Raw genomic sequence first — 16188 nt, 5'->3', positions numbered from 1 at the left:
GGCCCGTTGCGGCGGCCCACGGTTCAGGATCTGCGGGCGGGTACACCGAGCACCAGCGAGGTGCCGAGTGGTGGGGCAAGAGCGTTTTGCTTACTTTTGGGCTCCTTTCAAAAGTGAGGCGCTGTAAAAGCGCAACCAATACCAGCCGCTACCCCAATAACGGATATGTACACAAATACAGAAGTTATGTAGATACCTGTGCCTTCTCCACCGGTGGCCTGGCTTTTGCTAACACCCAACAGATGTCAGCCCACCATGAGCCCTCCTCTTGAACCTCCGTCGCCTGAAGTACTTCGTAAAGATCGTTGATATTGGCAGCCTGACCCAAGCCGCCGACGTCCTGCATATCGCCCAGCCCGCCCTTAGCCAACAGCTGGCAACCCTCGAAGCCGAACTGCATCAACAACTATTAATCCGCACCAAACGCGGTGTGACGCCGACCGAGGCTGGCAAGGTCTTGTACGGCCATGCACAACACATCCTGCGCCAGTGCGAACAGGCGATCAGCGACGTCAACGACACCGGTCACGCACTGTCCGGCCAAGTGTCAGTGGGCCTTGCGCCAGGCACCGCTGCGTCTACTTTATCGCTACCTCTGCTACGACGGGTTCGCGAGCGCTATCCGGGCATTCTCCTGTACCTCAATGAAAACTTCGGCACCACCCTCAGCGAACTGATCATGAATGGCCGCATGGACATGGCCGTGCTGTATGGCGGGCGCGAAGTGCATGGCCTGAGCTTCGTGCCACTGTTACGGGAGAACCTGTATCTGGTCAGTGCTGAAGAGCACCTGGACGGACGTGATGAAATTGGCCTGGCCGAGCTGGCCCCCATGGAAATGCTCCTGCCCCGGCCCTACAACATCATGCGCAAGCTGGTAGACGAGGCATTTGTCAGCATTGGCCAGAGCGCAAACGTGGTCGCCGAAGTGGAATCGTCGGCGACCCTGACCTCGGCGGTGGCTGAACGCTTTGGTTCGACCATCCTTCCCGAATCAGCCGCCAAGGTGCTGGTCGCCGCCACCGGGGCACGCATGTTGCGCATCGTCGAGCCAGATATTCAGGCGCCGCTAGCCTTGTGTCTGTCAGGTCATTTGCCCTTGTCGGTACCGGCTCAGGCGGTCAAGGCGATCCTGCTGGAGCTGGTCGCAGAGATGCGTGCTCAAACCGTCTCAGCGTCATAAGCGTGCCTTATCACCCCACAGCCAAACCGTCTTGGCGGTCCTTCGCAGCCCTCGTTAGATTGAACTTCATTCAATACGGCAAGCTGCAAAGGTAAAGGCAAGGGTATGGATCAAGAACGCATCAAGGCACTGATCGAGTTGCTGGCCGAGTCCGACCTGATCGAACTGAGCCTCACGGAAGGCGATAGCACGTTGCGCCTGTTCAAAGATGCCACAGGTTGCAACACCGTGCAGGGCACACCTGCAAACACAGCGCCCACCAAGGCAGCGCCAAAAGCCGCCGTCCAGGTCACCCGCCCTGCTTCGGAGAAAAACAAAACCGGTGGTGAGGTAAAGGCCAGCCTGTACGGCGTACTGCACCTGACCCCGGCAGCCGGTGAAGCGCCTTTCGTGAAAGTCGGCGACACCGTCGAAGCAGGGCAAACCCTGGCGATTCTTGAAGCGATGAAGATGTTCCACCCGCTCAAAGCGCCTCACGCCGGCATTGTCGACGCGATCCTGGCCAGCGGCGGCACCGAGGTTGAATCCGGCCAGCCGTTGTTTCGCCTGGTTTGATCCCCCGTATTTTTTAGGTGCTCAAAATGTTCAATAAAGTGCTGATCGCCAACCGTGGCGAAATTGCCCTGCGCATCCAGCGCGCCTGTCGGGGCTTGGGTCTGAAAACCGTAGTCGTGTACTCCGAGGCTGACCGCCACGCGCAATACGTCACCCAAGCGGACGAAGCCTTGTGTATTGGTCCCGCTGCACCGACCCATAGTTACCTGAACCAGTCAGCCCTGCTGTTTGCCGCGCAGGTCAGCGGCGCTCAGGCGATACACCCTGGCTACGGTTTTTTGTCCGAGAACGCCGACTTTGCAGAACGCATTGAATCTGCAGGTCTGACGTTTATCGGCCCCAGCGCTGAATGCATCCGCACCATGGGTGACAAGGTCGCCGCCAAGCGGGCCATGCGCGAAGCCGGTGTGCCGTGCGTGCCAGGGCCTGATTCGAGCATGTCCAGCGACCCGCAGGCAATCCTCGCCGTGGCCCGTGAAATCGGTTATCCGGTGATCGTCAAAGCCGCTGGCGGCGGCGGTGGCCGTGGCATGCGCGTGGTCCAGCAAGAAGCGGAATTACTCGACGCTATTGCTTTGACCCGGGAAGAAGCCCGTCTGGCCTTCGGCAACCCTGAACTGTACATCGAAAAGTTTCTCGGCCATCCGCGGCACGTGGAAATCCAGGTGCTGTGCGATGCCTACGGCAATGCCGTGTGGCTGGGCAGTCGCGACTGTTCGTTGCAACGTCGCCACCAGAAGGTCCTCGAAGAAGCCCCCGCTCCGGGCATCGATCCACAACTGATCGCACATGTGGGCGAACGCTGTGTGAAGGCCTGTCAGCAGATCGGTTATCGCGGCGTGGGCACCTTTGAGTTTCTCTACGAAGACGGCCAGTTCTTCTTCATTGAAATGAATACACGTCTACAGGTCGAGCATCCGGTGACCGAGATGACCACTGGCATCGACATCGTTCAGCAGCAGATACGCATGGCCCGTGGTGAACGTCTGGAATTAAGTCAGGCGGATATCGTCACCAGCGGGCACTCGCTGGAGTGCCGGATCAACGCCGAGGACCCACTGAGTTTCATGCCAACGCCGGGGCAGATCACCCGCTGGGAAGTGCCCGGCGGCTTTGGTGTGCGCGTCGACTCCCACGTCACCACGGGCTATCGCGTACCGCCCTACTACGACTCGATGGTCGCCAAGGTCATCAGCCACGGCGCGACCCGTGAAGAAGCCCTGGCACGCATGCGTCTGGCGCTCAGCGAGCTGTACGTCGAAGGCATCTCTACCAACATTCCTTTGCACCGGGAAATCCTCGACGACCCCGCGTTCTGTGCCGGTGGCGTCGACATTCATCATCTTGAGCACTGGTTAAAGCAACGGAGCCCGCAATGAGCATCGCTCTCCCGGACACGCGTCCGACCATCAGCTTGCTGGGCACCACCGCCCTGCTCTTCGAAGCGCCCGGCAGTCTTGATCTGGCCACGCAACAACGGATCTGGGCCATGGCGCAGATGACTGAACAATGGCCGGAAATCCGTGAGTCGGTGCCGGGCATGAATAACCTGATGCTGACTTTCAACGTTCCGCCTCGCCACCTGAGCGCCTTGACCGAGCGTCTTCTGCAGGCTTGGGAAGCCAGCGAGCCGCTGCCACTTGAGGGCCGGATCATTGAATTGCCGGTGGTGTATGGCGGCGAGTTCGGTCCGCACATGGACGACGTGATCGCCCACACCGGGCTGGATATCGAAGCTATTGCGCACCTGCACAGCGAACCGCTGTACCCCGTATATGCCCTGGGCAGCCATCCAGGCTACTGCTATCTGGGCGGCATGGATCCGCGCATTGCCACGCCACGGCGCAAAGTGCCGGTGCTGAGTATTGGCGCAGGCGCGGTGTCCATCGGTGGCGTGCAGACCGGTGTTTCTGCCTCCGCAGGACCGAGCGGCTGGAACACTATAGGCCGCACCGAAATGGTGTTTTTCGACCCCGCTCAATCCCCTCCGGCGCTGTTACAGCCGGGGGATCTGTTGCGTTTTCGCATCGAGAGGATCATTCGATGATCGAGATTTTATCCGCCACGGCCCTGGCCACGGTTCAGGACCTGGGCCGCATTGGCAGTCTGGGCTATGGCGTGGGTACTTCCGGCGCCATGGACACACTGGCGGTCGCGACCGGCAATATTCTGCTGGGCAACGCCGAAGACGCAGCCGCCATCGAGATACCGGTGTTCCCTTTCGAAGTACGCCTGCTTGAAGACTGCGCCTTTGCCATCACAGGTGCTGCCAGCGCGGCCGATCTGGACGGTGTCGGATTCCCGCCAAACTGGGTAATGCAGGGCTTGAAGGGTCAGAAGCTGACGATCAATCAGCCGGTTGCTGGCTGCCGCGCTTACCTCTGTCTGGCCGGTGGCGTTGACGTACCGGTGGTGCTGGGTTCGCGCAGCACTCAGTTGCGTGGCGAATTCGGTGGTTTTCAAGGCCGGGCCTTGCAGCAAGGTGATCGACTGGCTGCCGCTGCGCCGGGACTTCTCGCCCGCGCAGTAGATTTTGGTGTACTGAGCCCGACTCATGCGCTGCCGCTCAGCGTTGACGGAGTTGTCGCCATGCGCGTTCTGCCCGCTGCGGAATATCAGGCATTCAAGGCTGATTCCCGCGCATCGTTCTGGAGCGATGACTGGAAGATCACCTCACAGAGTAACCGTTACGGTTTCCGCCTGGAAGGCACGCCGATCCTGCCCGAGCAGGCCATGGAAGTCCGCTCCCACGGCATCGTGCCTGGCGTGATTCAAGTGCCTCACGGCGGCCAGCCGATCATTCAGATGCGTGATGCCCAGCCCAGCGGCGGTTATCCGAAGTTTGGCACCGTGATTGAGGCGGATCTGTGGCGCCTGGGTCAGGCAGCGATTGGCAGCCGGATTCGCTTCATCGAATGCAGCTACGACCAGGCGCTGGATGCTCTTGAGGAAAATCAGGCTTATCTGGCTGATGTGCGACGTCTTGTGGCCCTGCAGAATCTGGCCCGGCGCTGAGGAGCGATGCATGAACATTGAACAGATTCGCCAGTTGGTCGCTGACCTGACCGCAGCCGGTTTGTCCGGTGCAGAAATCGATAAACCAGGTTTCAAGTTGAGTTTGAAGCGTGGTGTTTCAGCTGAGTACTCCAGTTCGACCGAGGCCTCGGAAAACCAGCCTGAGCCGGACGCGCTGCAGGTCAAGGCCAGCGGCGTAGGCAGGTTACTGCTGGCCCACCCGGACGACAGCATCGTGCTCGCGCCTGTCGGCAGTGACATTCAGCCCGGTCAACTGATTGCAATTCTGGCCGTTGGTACTTTGCTGCTGCCCGTGCGCAGTCAGCATGCCGGGCAGGTTTGCAGCGTACTTGTCGCCAATGACACGACCGTCAGTTACGGCCAGCCGTTAATCAGCCTCTTACCTTTCGACGCCGACGCGGTGCAACCATGAAGATTGATTTGAATGCCGATATGGGCGAAGGCTTCGGTGCCTGGCGCATGGGTGAAGACGAAGCGCTGATGGAGATCATTTCCTCGGCCAACGTTGCCTGTGGCTTCCATGCTGGCGACCCGCTGATCATGAACAACACGGCGCTGCTGGCCAAAGCCAGAGGCATCGATCTGGGGGCCCACGTCGGCTTCCCGGACCTGGCAGGTTTTGGCCGTCGGCAGATGAATATCGAGATCAAAGAGCTGTGCACCTATGTGACGTATCAACTCGGCTCGCTGGCCGCCATTGCCAGAGTCGCCGGGCATCACATGACTCACATGAGCTTTCATGGCGCGCTGGGCAACATGGTCGCTGCCGACGCCGACCTGGCGGCGCAGTTGATTCGCACCGTGGCGGCGTTTGATCCCGAGATCATCGTCAGCTCGTCCAGCAGCCGCGCCATTGAAACGGCTGCAAGCCAGACCAACCTGCGAGTTGCGACGACCTTTCTGGCGGATCGCGCCTATGACGACGACTGCCTCCTGGTGCCGCGCAAAATTGTCAATTCGGTGATCAAGGACCCTGCCGCCGTGTTGCAACGGGTTCGCCAATTACTCGAATACGGCACCGTGACGAGCATCAGCGGCAAGGTGATCAAGGTCAGCGCCTGTTCAATATTGCTGCATGGCGACACCCCTGGCGCAGTCGAACTGGCGAGAACCGTGCGTACTGAAATCGAATCCGCGGGTGGGCAGATCGTGCCGATCAGCCGGTTGATGGCGTAGGTGCGAGGTAAACAGTGCTCCTCCTGTGGGAGCTGGGCTTGCCCGCGATAAGTGCGCCGCAGATATCAGGTCAATCGCGTCCAGCCTTATCGCGGGCAAGCCCAGCTCCCACAAAGGCTGCATTCCAAACACAAGGATTGCATTGCAACTCAAGCCGTTCCAGGCGCACCAGACGTCATAAGAGACGCTTATAGCCACACAGCCATTCCGTCTTGGTCGTCAGGGTTGGTGCTGGATAGAGTCGATACATCAGCAACACCAGACCGTATTTAACGTTCACCGGACAGACCGGTGAACCAATGGATTCAGAGGTACACGCAATGCCATTTTCCGATTACAAAACCGCGCTGGTCACCGGCGCTTCTTCCGGGATCGGTGCCGCCGTGGTCGAGCGCCTGTGTCAGGAAGGCATTGAAGTCCACGCCATTGCCCGCAGCGCCGACAAGCTCGCTGAACTGGCGGCACGCACCGGTTGCATCGCCCACGCGATCGACGTGACCGATCTGCCGGCCCTGACCGCGCTGTTCGAACAACACAGCTTCGACATCCTGGTCAACAACGCAGGTGTGGATCGTCCGGGCTCAATCCTTGCTGCGGACGCTGAAGGCATCGACTTCCTGATCGACGTCAACCTGCGCGCAGTGCTGCATCTGGCCCGTCTGGCGCTGCCCGGCATGGTCGAGCGCGACAGCGGCCATATCATCAACATCAGCTCCATCGCTGCGGCGTACAACTTCGGCGGCAACTCCACATATCACGCGACTAAAGCAGCCGTGAGCATGCTCTCGCGCCAGCTGCGTATTGACGCATTCGGCAAGCGTGTCCGGGTCACCGAAGTCTGTCCGGGCCGGGTTGCCACTGACATCTTTGCCCACGTGCATGGCGACTCAGAAGAAACCTACAAACGCTTCGTCGAAGGTTTCGAATTGCCGGTGGCCGCGGACATCGCCAATGCCATCGCCTTCGCGATCGCGGCCCCGGTTGCGGTGAACATTGGCCATATGGAAATCACCCCGACGCTGCAAGTACCCGGCGGCCTTTCCACCGCTCGTCCGCAGGACTATCAGGGTTGAGTTCAGCCCAGGCGACCAGAACGGACTGATCCGTCAATGCGCTCTTTTGGCCAGGCCAGTGCCTGGCATTTTTTCTGCCCCTACCAATGCCGATAGGGATTGACCATGAATGACTTCGATCTAGCCCCGATCCTCACCGGCGAATACGCCGAGTTGATCGTCAAGGGCATCGAAATGACGTTGCAACTGGCGCTGTTCGCCTGGTGCCTGGCCATGCTGCTCGCGCTGGTTCTGGTGACAGTGCGTCTTACCGGCAACAAATACGCCAATGGTCTGGTGGCGGCCTACGTCTCCTACCACCGCAACGTGCCGACGCTGGTGCAATTGATGCTCTGGTATTTCGGTATTCCAACCTTGCTGTCGACCTCCACTCAGATCTGGCTCGCGGGTTACAACACTGAATATCTGTTTTCGGTCATCGCGCTGGGCCTCTGCCAGGCCGCCTACTTCAGCGAAGACATTCGCAGCGGCCTGCGCGCCATCCCATCCGGACAAACCGAAGCGTCACGGGCGCTGGGCATGGGCTACGTGCGTTCGATGCGTTACGTGATCCTGCCGCAGGGGGTCCGCAACTGCCTGCCGTCATTGATCAACCACACCGTGCTGCTGTTCAAGAACACCAGCCTGGCCATGGCCATTGGCGTGATGGAGTTGACCTACGCCACTCGCGAAGTCGAGAACTACACGTTCCGCACCTTTGAATCCTTTCTGGTCGCCTCGGTGGTGTACCTGGCCTTTTCGCTGCTGCTGATGGGCTTGGGTGCCCTGCTGGCCAAGCGATTCAACAAAGCCCTGGCGAGGTAAGCGAGCATGTTCGATATCTTCACGATCCTTCAACAGAACTGGACGCTGTTCCTTATTGGTCAATACCCGCACGGGCCACTGGGCGGTCTGGCGGCGACATTGATTCTGGCGATTCTGGCGCTAGTTTTCGCCTTCCCGCTAGGCCTGTTGCTGGCCATGGCGCGGATTTCCCCATGGGCCCCGCTGCGCTGGTTTTCGACCGTCTGGGTCTATGTACTGCGCGGCATCCCTCTGCTGATGGTGATTTTCTGGACCTACTTCCTGGTGCCGCTGCTGATCGGCCACAACATCACCGGTTTCACCACCATGCTGTGCACATTGGTGATCTACCAGAGCGCCTATCTGAGCGAAATCATTCGCGGCAGCATTCAGGCGTTACCAGCCGGCCAATACGAAGCGTCCCGGGCACTGGGCATGGGCTATATGCGCACTACCCTTTGGGTGATCTTGCCTCAGGCACTTTACAACGCCCTGCCCAGCCTGCTCAGCCAGTTCATTTCGATTATCAAGGAAACCTCGCTGGGCTACGTGATCAACGTGCAGGAAATCACCTTTGCCGCCAATCAGGTAAACAACCAGTTGCTGACCAAGCCATTCCAGGTGTTTTTCATCCTTGCTGTCATCTACTACCTGCTGTGTTTCGCCCTGACCCATCTGGCCGACTGGCTGGAGCGGCGCATTGCCCGCAAGCGTCTGGGCACCGTCACCGCTGCCGCCGTCGACAGCCCTTTGCTGACCCCCATTAATTGAAGAGGGCTGACTCATGCGTCCAATGATCATGTTTTCCAACGTCAACAAGTGGTACGGCGAGTACCAGGCGCTGACCAACCTCACCGCACAAGTGAACACCGGTGAAGTGGTGGTGCTGTGCGGGCCTTCGGGCTCGGGCAAATCAACCCTGATCCGTACAGTCAACCGCCTGGAAGACATCCAGAAAGGCCAGATCCTGTTCGACGGCCAGGACGTGAACGGCACCGATGCCAACGTCAATCGCTTGCGCAGCCGGGTGGGATTCGTGTTTCAGAGCTTTAACCTGTTCCCGCATCTGTCGGTGCTGGACAACATCATCCTGTCACCGACCAAGACCCTCGGGCTCAAGGGTTCGGCTGCCAGGGAACGCGCCATGCAGTTGCTGGACCGTGTGGGCCTGGCGCATAAGGCTGGCGCTTATCCGGCGCAACTGTCCGGTGGTCAGCAACAGCGCGTGGCGATTGCTCGCGCCCTTGCCATGGAACCCCCGGTGATGCTGTTCGACGAGCCCACCAGCGCCCTGGACCCGGAAATGGTCGGCGAAGTGCTGAGCGTCATGAAAGGCCTGGCCAAAGACGGCATGACCATGATGTGCGTGACCCACGAGATGAATTTCGCCCGTGAAGTGGCTGACACCATCTGGTTCATGGACGCCGGGCAGATCCTTGAAAAAAGCGACCCTGAGAGCTTTTTCAGCCAACCCCAACATCCTCGCGCCCAGCGTTTCATCGCTGACCTGCGGGCGCACTGATATTTAAAAACTGCCGCTGGACCCGCTCTTAACTCATCCTGAATTTCTGGAGTTCCCCATGCGTATCAAGCATTTGTTCGCCGCTGTAGCCTTGAGTCCTTTGGCAGTCACTGTCGCCCACGCCGACCAACTGAGCGACATCATGGCCAGGCAGTCATTGAGCTGCGGCGTATATGCCGATGTCCCGCCGTTCTCCGCGCCAGACCCGAAAACCCGTGAACTGGTAGGCATGGACGTGGACCTTTGTACTGCACTGGCGAAGAAGCTCGGCGTCAAGCTCGAGCTCAAGCCGATGTCGGTTGAAGCACGAATTCCAGAAGTGAAAATGGGCCGCGTTGACGTCCTGTTCGCCAACCTGGCGTACACCAAAACCCGCGCTGACCAGATCCAGTTCAGCGACCCGTACTACATCGCCAAGGAAACTCTGGTGGTTCACGCGGTCAACGCCGACAAGGACAAGGCGTTCTTCAAGGGCAAGCGCATCAGCTCGACCAAGGGCTCGACCTCCGAGCAGTCGATCCGGATTGCTGAAGCCATTCCAGTGACCTTCCAGGACACCGGCTCGGCTTACATGGCGTTGCAGCAGAACAAGGTCTTGGGCCTTGTCACCAACACCATGACTGCCATCAAACTGGTCAATCAGGCCAAGGCGTCCGGCATCGAACTGGCCATCGCCAAAGAGCCCATGGCCCTTGAGCCGATCGGTGCCGGTATGCGCAAGGATGAGCCCGCCTTCCTCGCCAAGGTCAATGAATCACTGAAAGCCATGGACGACGCCGGTGAAATCGACGCTATCTGGGAACGCTGGATCGGCCCGAACACCGAATACAAAATGGTCCGCGAAGACAAAGTGCAGAGCCTGAGCGCACTGAAGTTTGATCCGTTGCCGTAATGGTTGGATTCCCTAGGCTGAGTGTGTGGCAGATTCTTTTTCTACCTGCTAGCTGAGACCTTTGTGGGAGCAGAGCTTGCTCGCGATAAGGCAGGACGCGGTCCACTTTAGATCGCATCCAGCCTTATCGCGAGCAAGCTCTGCTCCCACTGCGATAGAGGGTTGTCAGTCTCTTACCGATACCCCCGCGCCTGTAAATCAAACAGCTCGGCATAGCGGCCGCCCGCCGCCACCAGGCTGGCGTGATCGCCCCGCTCCAGTACCCTGCCCTGATCCAGCACCACGATATGATCGGCGTTGCGCACGCTTGAAAAGCGATGGGAAATCAGCAGCGTCATGCGCCCTTTGGCGTACTCGCGGAAGTGATCAAATACCGCCGCTTCCGCCCCGGCATCCAGTGCAGCGGTCGGTTCGTCCAGAATCAGAATGTCGGCGTTGCGGCGCATATATGCCCGGGACAAGGCGATCTTCTGCCACTGCCCCCCTGACAGCTCCTGCCCACCTGCAAACCACCGGCCCAGTTGCGTGGCATAGCCTTTGTCCAGACGCTCGATGAACTCCGCTGCCATGCCTTGGCTGGCCGCCTCGCGCCAACGATTCTCTTCGCCAAACGCATCAATGTCACCCACACCCAGATTTTCGCCAACCACGAACTGGTAGCGAATGTAATCCTGAAAAATAACCCCGATGCGCCGTCGCAACGCATCTTCGTTCCAGTCATTAAGGTCGCTGCCGTCGAGCAGTATGCGCCCCTGATTGGGCCGATAAAGGCGGGTCAGCAATTTGATCAACGTCGTCTTGCCAGAGCCGTTTTCGCCAACCAGCGCCACACTGCGACCCGGCGCCAAATGCAGGTCGATGTTCTCCAGCGTCACGTGGCTGGAGCCGGGATAACTGAAGCTCACGCTTTCAAAACGCAGACCATCGCCTGGCAGCACACCCTCGGTGATATGGCCGGTTTCCACCGGTACCGGCTGCCCGAGGTATTCGTAGAGGTCAGCGAGGTACAAACCGTCTTCGTACAGTCCGCTGATTGCGCTAAGGCTGCTGCTGACGGCGCTTTGTCCCTGCTTGAACAGCACCAGGTACATGGTCATCTGCCCCAGGGTGATCTTCCCGTGCACCGCGTCGATCACGATCCACGCATAGGCCAGATAAAACGCGCTGGTGCCCAACAGTCCCAGCAGAAAGCCCCAGCCATCGCGGCGCAGGGTGAGCTTGCGGTCTTCGGCATACAACCGCTGGAAGGTGTCGCGATAACGCTGCATCAGCAAGGGACCGAAGCCAAACAGCTTGACCTCCTTGATATAGGTTTCGTGGGATAGCAGGGTCTCGATGTAATTCTGCTGACGGCTTTCAGGAGCGCGACGAGTGAACAGCCGGAATGCATCGCCCGAAAAATGCGCCTCGGCAAAGAACACCGGCAAGGCACCGATCACCAGAATCAGCAGGGCCCACGGCGAAAAGTGCACCAGCAAAATGCCGAAGCTGACCAGCGAAATCAGGTTCTGGATCAGGCCCAGGGATTTGGTCACCAGCGCCAAAGGCCGGGTCGAGGCCTCGCGACGGACCCGCACCAGCTTGTCGTAAAACTCGGAATCTTCGAACTGGATCAGCGACAGGGTCTGGGCTTTCTCAAGAATCAGCGTGTTGACCTTCTGCCCCAGTTGCACCCGCAACAGCGATTGCTGCACGGACAACGCGCGCTGCGTCCCAGCCAGCAACGCCAGCACCCCTGCCTCCATCAACACATAACGCAGCACCGGCCACAACGGAGCATCGCCCGCCGCCGCATTCAATTGCATCGCAGCCACTACGGCATCGACTATGCGCTGGCCAAGCCAGGCAGCCAGAGCAGGCAGTACACCCGCCATCAAGGTGGCGACGATCAAGCCTAGCGACAAACCTCGGGACGTGGTCCAGACCAGTCCCATGGCACGGCGCGCCTGATCGAGAAAAGCGGTGAAACGACTGACAACGGGCATGCTTGGGGGGACTCTGAATGGCTGGGTTGATAAACGTTTGTGGAAATCCTGTGGGAGCGAATTCATTCGCGAAGGCGGTATTTCAACCACAAATTTTCATTGGTTTTACGACCCCTTCGCGAATGAATTCGCTCCCACGGATATGCGATATACCGTGAAATATGCGAACGCAGCACGACACCTACGCTCCAAGGCTAAGCTCACATCATAAGCCCCGAGGACGTGCACCATGGAAGACACCTACAACCTGCAGCGTTTCGTCGATGCGCAAGACCCGGTATTCGAGCAGGTGCTCAAAGAGCTCAGCGCCGGCCGCAAACAAAGCCACTGGATGTGGTTCGTTTTCCCGCAAATTGCCGGACTGGGTCATAGCGAAATGGCCCGTCGGTATGCCATTACCTGCCTGGATGAAGCCCAGGCCTATCTCGCGCATCCACTCCTGGGAGCACGTCTGGAGCAATGCGCGAAAATCATCGAGCCACAGTTGCAACGGACGGCACGGCAGATATTCGGCTCCCCCGATGATCTGAAGCTCCACTCAAGCATGACTCTTTTCGCTATCGCTGGACCTCAAAGCAAAGTGTTTCAAGGCGTACTCGACACCTTCTTTGATGGCACGCACGATGCCAACACCCAGGGAAAAATCAGCAATCGCAGTGATTGAACTATCAGAACGCCACTAGTGTCATAGCGCTATCACCCATGGAGCGCTTTATGGCAGTTAGCCGACACTTCGAGATCCGCTACAGGATCCACGGGCAAGTAAAACTGTTCGTACAAATTGATTCGCAAATGACTGACTCCGATGCCTGGTATTACGCCTGCCTGCACGCAGGTATCGGCGTATTGCACAATCAGTCTCCGCCCCCCGAAGAGATTATCCTGCTCAGGCATCACGCGGAACGCTCGGGATTGACCGACGTCAGTTGGCAGGAACAAACCTAACGTCCTGCCCGCTGCACGCATCGCTCGCGCCGATCATCAACCCGTTCGGCGAACCACGCGGTGGTCAGGTCGCGGGTGATCTTCGGACTTTGCAGCGTAATACCCGGCAGGATTGCCCTCGGCAACGGTTTGCCTGCGGCCTGCTCGGCGAGTTCGAAGACCCGCTCGTACACTTCAGTCTTCTGGAAATCCAGCGTATCGCCCTGCTTGAGCTGGCTGAAAATCGCCGAATTGCTCATATCCAGACGCTTGCCCAGCGAGCGAATCGCCAACTCGGTGGCGCCGGGTGACGTGGAGTCGTATCGAATCAAGTCACCGTCCAGCGCCAGCTTGATGCCCGTTGCGCGGCTGACGGCACTCTGGAACGCCGCATTGCGACTGGCGTACCAACCTGCATTGAAATCGGCGAAGCGATAAAGCGACTGCGGATAATCAGCCGGGTAGCCGAGCAAATGGGCGATCCCGAAATACATGCCGCCACGTCGGCTGAATACTTCGCGGCGGATCGTGCCGTCAACCGGGTATGGATAACCCTTGGCCTGTTTCTCGGCGAAGGCGATGCTTACCTGCATAGGCCCGCCCGTATGTACCGGGTTCAGGCTGCCAAACAGCGTCTGCCCCAAAGGCACCATGCCAATGAAATCATCAAAGATCGCGCTGAGGTCCTTCTCGGTGCGTGCAGCCTCCAGTCGCGCGGCATAGGTTTTGCCGTCAGGCGAGCGGATTTTCAACGCACGGTTAATCAGCATCTGCGGAATGTGCAATCGGGCGGCGCGGCGATCTATTTCGCCCCGAGCGATTCTCGCCATCCCCGGTACGGCCGGATCGACCTGATACGTGGATTCCTGTTCTGTAACTGCCAATACAGAACACAGGTTTTCCGTGCTGGGTTCCAGTTCCTGCGCGGCAAAGGCCGTCTGAATATCCGCAGCCCAGCCTTCCCGGTCCGGCGTTTTAGCGGGCATCAGACGCACAATCTGCGCACGGATTTGCCCCGGCGTCAGTTCCGGAGCCTGCTGAGTGCGTTGAGTACCGCAAGCAGCCAGTAACAACCCGCCGAACGCGATCAGCAAGGGTTTGAGCACAGTAGAAAAGTCGAGCGAATACCCGAAAACCGGCAGCGATGATCGATTCAAAAGCATGCATCCCCTGGCACTGCAGAAAATTGGAATCAGCCCCATGGCCGCTGATTCGAATTCAATAGACCTGCGTAACAGCATGAATGCTCGGAGATTTCCTGAACAGCGATAAATCCGCGGTCAGAACACCGACCATTCGATGCGCGAACTGAGCTTTTCCAACGCGGCCATGCCCGCGAGAGAGTTGCCTGCCGCATTGAGCTCGGGGGACCAGACGCACACCGTGAAACGTCCAGGCACTACGGCCACGATGCCTCCACCTACCCCGCTCTTGCCCGGCAAACCCACCCGGTAGGCAAAGTTGCCTGCCTCGTCATAAAGCCCGCTGGTGGCCATGATTGAGTTGAGTTGCTTGGTCTGTCGAGCACTGAGAATTTGCTCACCGCTGTGCACGCAATAGCCTTGATTGGCGAGGAAGCCAAAGGCGCGGGCCAGATCGACACAGCTCATGCTCAAGGCGCAGTGATGGAAGTAGCTGCGCAGGACCGCTTCAACTTCGCCGTGGAAGTTATCGAAGGACTTCATCAGGTAGGCCGCAGCTGCGTTTCGTGAACGGTGCTGATATTCGGACTCGGCGACTTTGGAGTCGGAAATGATCTCAGGGTTACCGCACAGACGACGCACGAAGTCACGCATCGACAACGCGGGTGCCGCGAAGCGTGACTGGTTGATATCACAGATCACCAACGCTCCGGCGTTGATGAAGGGATTGCGTGGCCGACCGCGCTCGAACTCCAGCTGCACCAGCGAATTGAACGGCTGACCGGAGGGCTCATGGCCCAACCGCTGCCAGATTTCCTCGCCGGAGTGGCCGATGGCCTGAACCAGGCTGAAGACCTTGGAAATACTCTGGATAGAAAAGCGCGTCTCGGCATCGCCCGCGCAATACAGCTCACCGTCGTTGCCATATACGGCAATGCCCAATTGATTCGCAGGCACGTCGCCCAGCGCCGGAATGTAGTCGGCGACCTTGCCCGTTCCGATCAAGGGACGTACTTCATCGAGTATCTCGTTCAGCAACTTCTGCATGGATGCGCTCATTGTTTTTGGGACCGCATGCTAGACGATCAATCGGCGAAGCGCATCACACAGGTCACCTGTTGACTTGCAGGTTACGAGGCCAGCGATGGCGATCTGTCTGATAAACCGCTTCGCGGCCTCGCGGTGCTCGTGCGCTCCTACAGTTTGGGTCAGCTCAAAATTGCAGATGGCTGGGGGACTGCAGGATGCAGTTCAATCCAGTGATTTCCTGACTCAAGCCCCAGCACTCAATTCCCCACGCCGGGATTCCTGACTCAACAAATCACGCCGCCAGGCGCGGTAGCCGTAGAACGCAAGTACCACAAACCCCGCATACAATCCGGCAGTCAGATCCAGATCGCGGTGCAGGTACATGCCGACATAGACGCAGTCGAGAACGATCCATAGCCACCAGCTCGCGACGTATTTGCGTGCTGCCCAAACGCTGGCGACCAGGCTGAAAGCTGTCAGCGATGCGTCCAGCCACGGCACGACGGCGTCGGTAAAGTGGGCCATCAGACTGCCGAGAAGCACGGCGGCCAACGCACCGACGATCAGGTTCAACACCGCCGTTTGCAGCGGCAGGCGAGCCACATGTACCTTGCCATTGTCCAGCCCGCCCTGACTCCAGCACCACCAGCCGTAGCCTTGAAGGAAGGCAAAAATCACCTGCAGCAACATGTCCGAATAAAGCTTTGCGTCGTAAAAAATCCACGCATACAACAACACCGCCACCACACTCACCGGCCAGCACCAACGAATGCGCCGGGCGGTGAGCCACACACCGATGATGTTGATGAGCACCGCGATTATTTCCAGTGTTGACATGGTTTGCCCCTCGGCTTGCTGGCAAAAAGCACCAGCCTGGAAAGCATTAGC

18 protein-coding genes are annotated in these 16188 nt (G+C 58.8%); 14 read left to right on the top strand and 4 right to left on the bottom strand.

Going from position 1 to position 16188, the window contains the following annotated elements; translation table 11 throughout:
* Positions 1–268: 268 nt before the first annotated feature.
* The 12 genes from nac to KDX30_RS20950 all read left to right on the top strand — a co-directional run bounded on the left by nac (position 269) and on the right by KDX30_RS20950 (position 10220).
* A complete protein-coding gene (gene nac, locus KDX30_RS21005) occupies positions 269–1183 on the top strand; it encodes a nitrogen assimilation transcriptional regulator NAC (protein ID WP_099268290.1) in 915 nt (304 codons plus the stop codon).
* Between the two features lie 105 nt (positions 1184–1288).
* Entirely contained in the window at positions 1289–1738 is a 450-nt protein-coding gene (locus KDX30_RS21000; protein WP_231677414.1) for an acetyl-CoA carboxylase biotin carboxyl carrier protein, read from the top strand.
* A gap of 26 nt (positions 1739–1764) precedes the next feature.
* Entirely contained in the window at positions 1765–3117 is a 1353-nt protein-coding gene (gene accC, locus KDX30_RS20995; RefSeq protein ID WP_231677413.1) for an acetyl-CoA carboxylase biotin carboxylase subunit, read from the top strand.
* The gene (gene pxpB, locus KDX30_RS20990) at positions 3114–3785 is read left to right on the top strand and encodes a 5-oxoprolinase subunit PxpB (protein WP_231677412.1); all 672 of its coding nucleotides are present in this window, start codon (positions 3114–3116) and stop codon (positions 3783–3785) included. Before accC ends, pxpB begins: the two co-directional genes overlap by 4 nt.
* Positions 3782–4753 carry a 5-oxoprolinase subunit C family protein gene (locus KDX30_RS20985; RefSeq protein WP_231677411.1) on the top strand — a complete coding sequence of 324 codons (972 nt, stop codon included), beginning with the start codon at positions 3782–3784 and terminating at the stop codon, positions 4751–4753. Before pxpB ends, KDX30_RS20985 begins: the two co-directional genes overlap by 4 nt.
* Before the next feature lie 10 nt (positions 4754–4763).
* Positions 4764–5186 (top strand): acetyl-CoA carboxylase biotin carboxyl carrier protein, encoded by a 423-nt coding sequence (locus tag KDX30_RS20980; RefSeq protein WP_231677410.1) that lies wholly within the window; start codon positions 4764–4766, stop codon positions 5184–5186.
* The gene (locus tag KDX30_RS20975) at positions 5183–5950 is read left to right on the top strand and encodes a LamB/YcsF family protein (protein WP_231677409.1); all 768 of its coding nucleotides are present in this window, start codon (positions 5183–5185) and stop codon (positions 5948–5950) included. The genes KDX30_RS20980 and KDX30_RS20975 overlap by 4 nt, the downstream gene beginning before the upstream one ends.
* Positions 5951–6270: 320 nt before the next feature.
* Positions 6271–7023, top strand: coding sequence for an SDR family oxidoreductase (locus KDX30_RS20970; protein ID WP_231677408.1), 753 nt, complete (start codon positions 6271–6273; stop codon positions 7021–7023).
* A 105-nt stretch (positions 7024–7128) separates the two neighbouring features.
* On the top strand, positions 7129–7827 hold the full coding sequence (locus tag KDX30_RS20965) for an amino acid ABC transporter permease (RefSeq protein WP_049826736.1): 699 nt from the start codon (positions 7129–7131) through the stop codon (positions 7825–7827).
* Between the two features lie 6 nt (positions 7828–7833).
* Entirely contained in the window at positions 7834–8577 is a 744-nt protein-coding gene (locus KDX30_RS20960; protein ID WP_099268282.1) for an amino acid ABC transporter permease, read from the top strand.
* Between the two features lie 22 nt (positions 8578–8599).
* Positions 8600–9328 (top strand): amino acid ABC transporter ATP-binding protein, encoded by a 729-nt coding sequence (locus tag KDX30_RS20955; protein ID WP_027898359.1) that lies wholly within the window; start codon positions 8600–8602, stop codon positions 9326–9328.
* A gap of 58 nt (positions 9329–9386) precedes the next feature.
* A complete protein-coding gene (locus KDX30_RS20950; RefSeq protein ID WP_231677407.1) occupies positions 9387–10220 on the top strand; it encodes an ABC transporter substrate-binding protein in 834 nt (277 codons plus the stop codon).
* A 173-nt stretch (positions 10221–10393) separates the two neighbouring features.
* Here the strand turns inward: KDX30_RS20950 and KDX30_RS20945 are convergent, their stop codons facing one another.
* Positions 10394–12205: an ABC transporter ATP-binding protein gene (locus KDX30_RS20945; protein ID WP_231677406.1), complete on the bottom strand. Its 1812-nt coding sequence runs from the start codon at positions 12203–12205 to the stop codon at positions 10394–10396.
* 229 nt (positions 12206–12434) lie between these two features.
* Between KDX30_RS20945 and KDX30_RS20940 the strand changes: the two genes are divergently transcribed.
* Positions 12435–12869, top strand: a complete 435-nt coding sequence (locus KDX30_RS20940; protein ID WP_231677405.1) for a DUF1810 domain-containing protein — start codon at positions 12435–12437, stop codon at positions 12867–12869.
* 50 nt (positions 12870–12919) lie between these two features.
* Entirely contained in the window at positions 12920–13150 is a 231-nt protein-coding gene (locus tag KDX30_RS20935; RefSeq protein ID WP_231677404.1) for a DUF6555 family protein, read from the top strand.
* Here the strand turns inward: KDX30_RS20935 and KDX30_RS20930 are convergent.
* From KDX30_RS20930 to pnuC, 3 genes are all read right to left on the bottom strand, one after another.
* The gene (locus KDX30_RS20930; RefSeq protein WP_406643961.1) at positions 13147–14292 is read right to left on the bottom strand and encodes a DUF1615 domain-containing protein; all 1146 of its coding nucleotides are present in this window, start codon (positions 14290–14292) and stop codon (positions 13147–13149) included. The two genes, KDX30_RS20935 and KDX30_RS20930, sit on opposite strands and share 4 nt — an antisense overlap.
* Before the next feature lie 117 nt (positions 14293–14409).
* Entirely contained in the window at positions 14410–15318 is a 909-nt protein-coding gene (gene glsB / locus KDX30_RS20925; protein WP_027899344.1) for a glutaminase B, read from the bottom strand.
* A 225-nt stretch (positions 15319–15543) separates the two neighbouring features.
* A complete protein-coding gene (gene pnuC / locus KDX30_RS20920; protein ID WP_122397013.1) occupies positions 15544–16137 on the bottom strand; it encodes a nicotinamide riboside transporter PnuC in 594 nt (197 codons plus the stop codon).
* Between the last annotated feature and the right edge of the window lie 51 nt (positions 16138–16188).

The organism is Pseudomonas quasicaspiana, from assembly GCF_021147825.1.
GTDB classification, from domain to species: domain Bacteria; phylum Pseudomonadota; class Gammaproteobacteria; order Pseudomonadales; family Pseudomonadaceae; genus Aquipseudomonas; species Aquipseudomonas quasicaspiana.
The sequence above is the reverse complement of the archived record's forward strand: the minus strand, read 5'-3'. Positions and strand labels throughout refer to the sequence as shown.

What these genes read in the sequence shown, in the direction of transcription:
- KDX30_RS21000 (WP_231677414.1), top strand. Translation starts at nt 1,289, where the DNA reads ATGGATCAAGAACGCATCAAGGCACTGATCGAGTTGCTGGCCGAGTCC.
- accC (WP_231677413.1), top strand. Translation starts at nt 1,765, where the DNA reads ATGTTCAATAAAGTGCTGATCGCCAACCGTGGCGAAATTGCCCTGCGC.
- pxpB (WP_231677412.1), top strand. Translation starts at nt 3,114, where the DNA reads ATGAGCATCGCTCTCCCGGACACGCGTCCGACCATCAGCTTGCTGGGC.
- KDX30_RS20985 (WP_231677411.1), top strand. Translation starts at nt 3,782, where the DNA reads ATGATCGAGATTTTATCCGCCACGGCCCTGGCCACGGTTCAGGACCTG.
- KDX30_RS20980 (WP_231677410.1), top strand. Translation starts at nt 4,764, where the DNA reads ATGAACATTGAACAGATTCGCCAGTTGGTCGCTGACCTGACCGCAGCC.
- KDX30_RS20975 (WP_231677409.1), top strand. Translation starts at nt 5,183, where the DNA reads ATGAAGATTGATTTGAATGCCGATATGGGCGAAGGCTTCGGTGCCTGG.
- KDX30_RS20970 (WP_231677408.1), top strand. Translation starts at nt 6,271, where the DNA reads ATGCCATTTTCCGATTACAAAACCGCGCTGGTCACCGGCGCTTCTTCC.
- KDX30_RS20965 (WP_049826736.1), top strand. Translation starts at nt 7,129, where the DNA reads ATGAATGACTTCGATCTAGCCCCGATCCTCACCGGCGAATACGCCGAG.
- KDX30_RS20960 (WP_099268282.1), top strand. Translation starts at nt 7,834, where the DNA reads ATGTTCGATATCTTCACGATCCTTCAACAGAACTGGACGCTGTTCCTT.
- KDX30_RS20955 (WP_027898359.1), top strand. Translation starts at nt 8,600, where the DNA reads ATGATCATGTTTTCCAACGTCAACAAGTGGTACGGCGAGTACCAGGCG.
- KDX30_RS20950 (WP_231677407.1), top strand. Translation starts at nt 9,387, where the DNA reads ATGCGTATCAAGCATTTGTTCGCCGCTGTAGCCTTGAGTCCTTTGGCA.
- KDX30_RS20945 (WP_231677406.1), bottom strand. Translation starts at nt 12,205, where the DNA reads ATGCCCGTTGTCAGTCGTTTCACCGCTTTTCTCGATCAGGCGCGCCGT.
- KDX30_RS20940 (WP_231677405.1), top strand. Translation starts at nt 12,435, where the DNA reads ATGGAAGACACCTACAACCTGCAGCGTTTCGTCGATGCGCAAGACCCG.
- KDX30_RS20935 (WP_231677404.1), top strand. Translation starts at nt 12,920, where the DNA reads ATGGCAGTTAGCCGACACTTCGAGATCCGCTACAGGATCCACGGGCAA.
- KDX30_RS20930 (WP_406643961.1), bottom strand. Translation starts at nt 14,292, where the DNA reads ATGCTTTTGAATCGATCATCGCTGCCGGTTTTCGGGTATTCGCTCGAC.
- glsB (WP_027899344.1), bottom strand. Translation starts at nt 15,318, where the DNA reads ATGCAGAAGTTGCTGAACGAGATACTCGATGAAGTACGTCCCTTGATC.
- pnuC (WP_122397013.1), bottom strand. Translation starts at nt 16,137, where the DNA reads ATGTCAACACTGGAAATAATCGCGGTGCTCATCAACATCATCGGTGTG.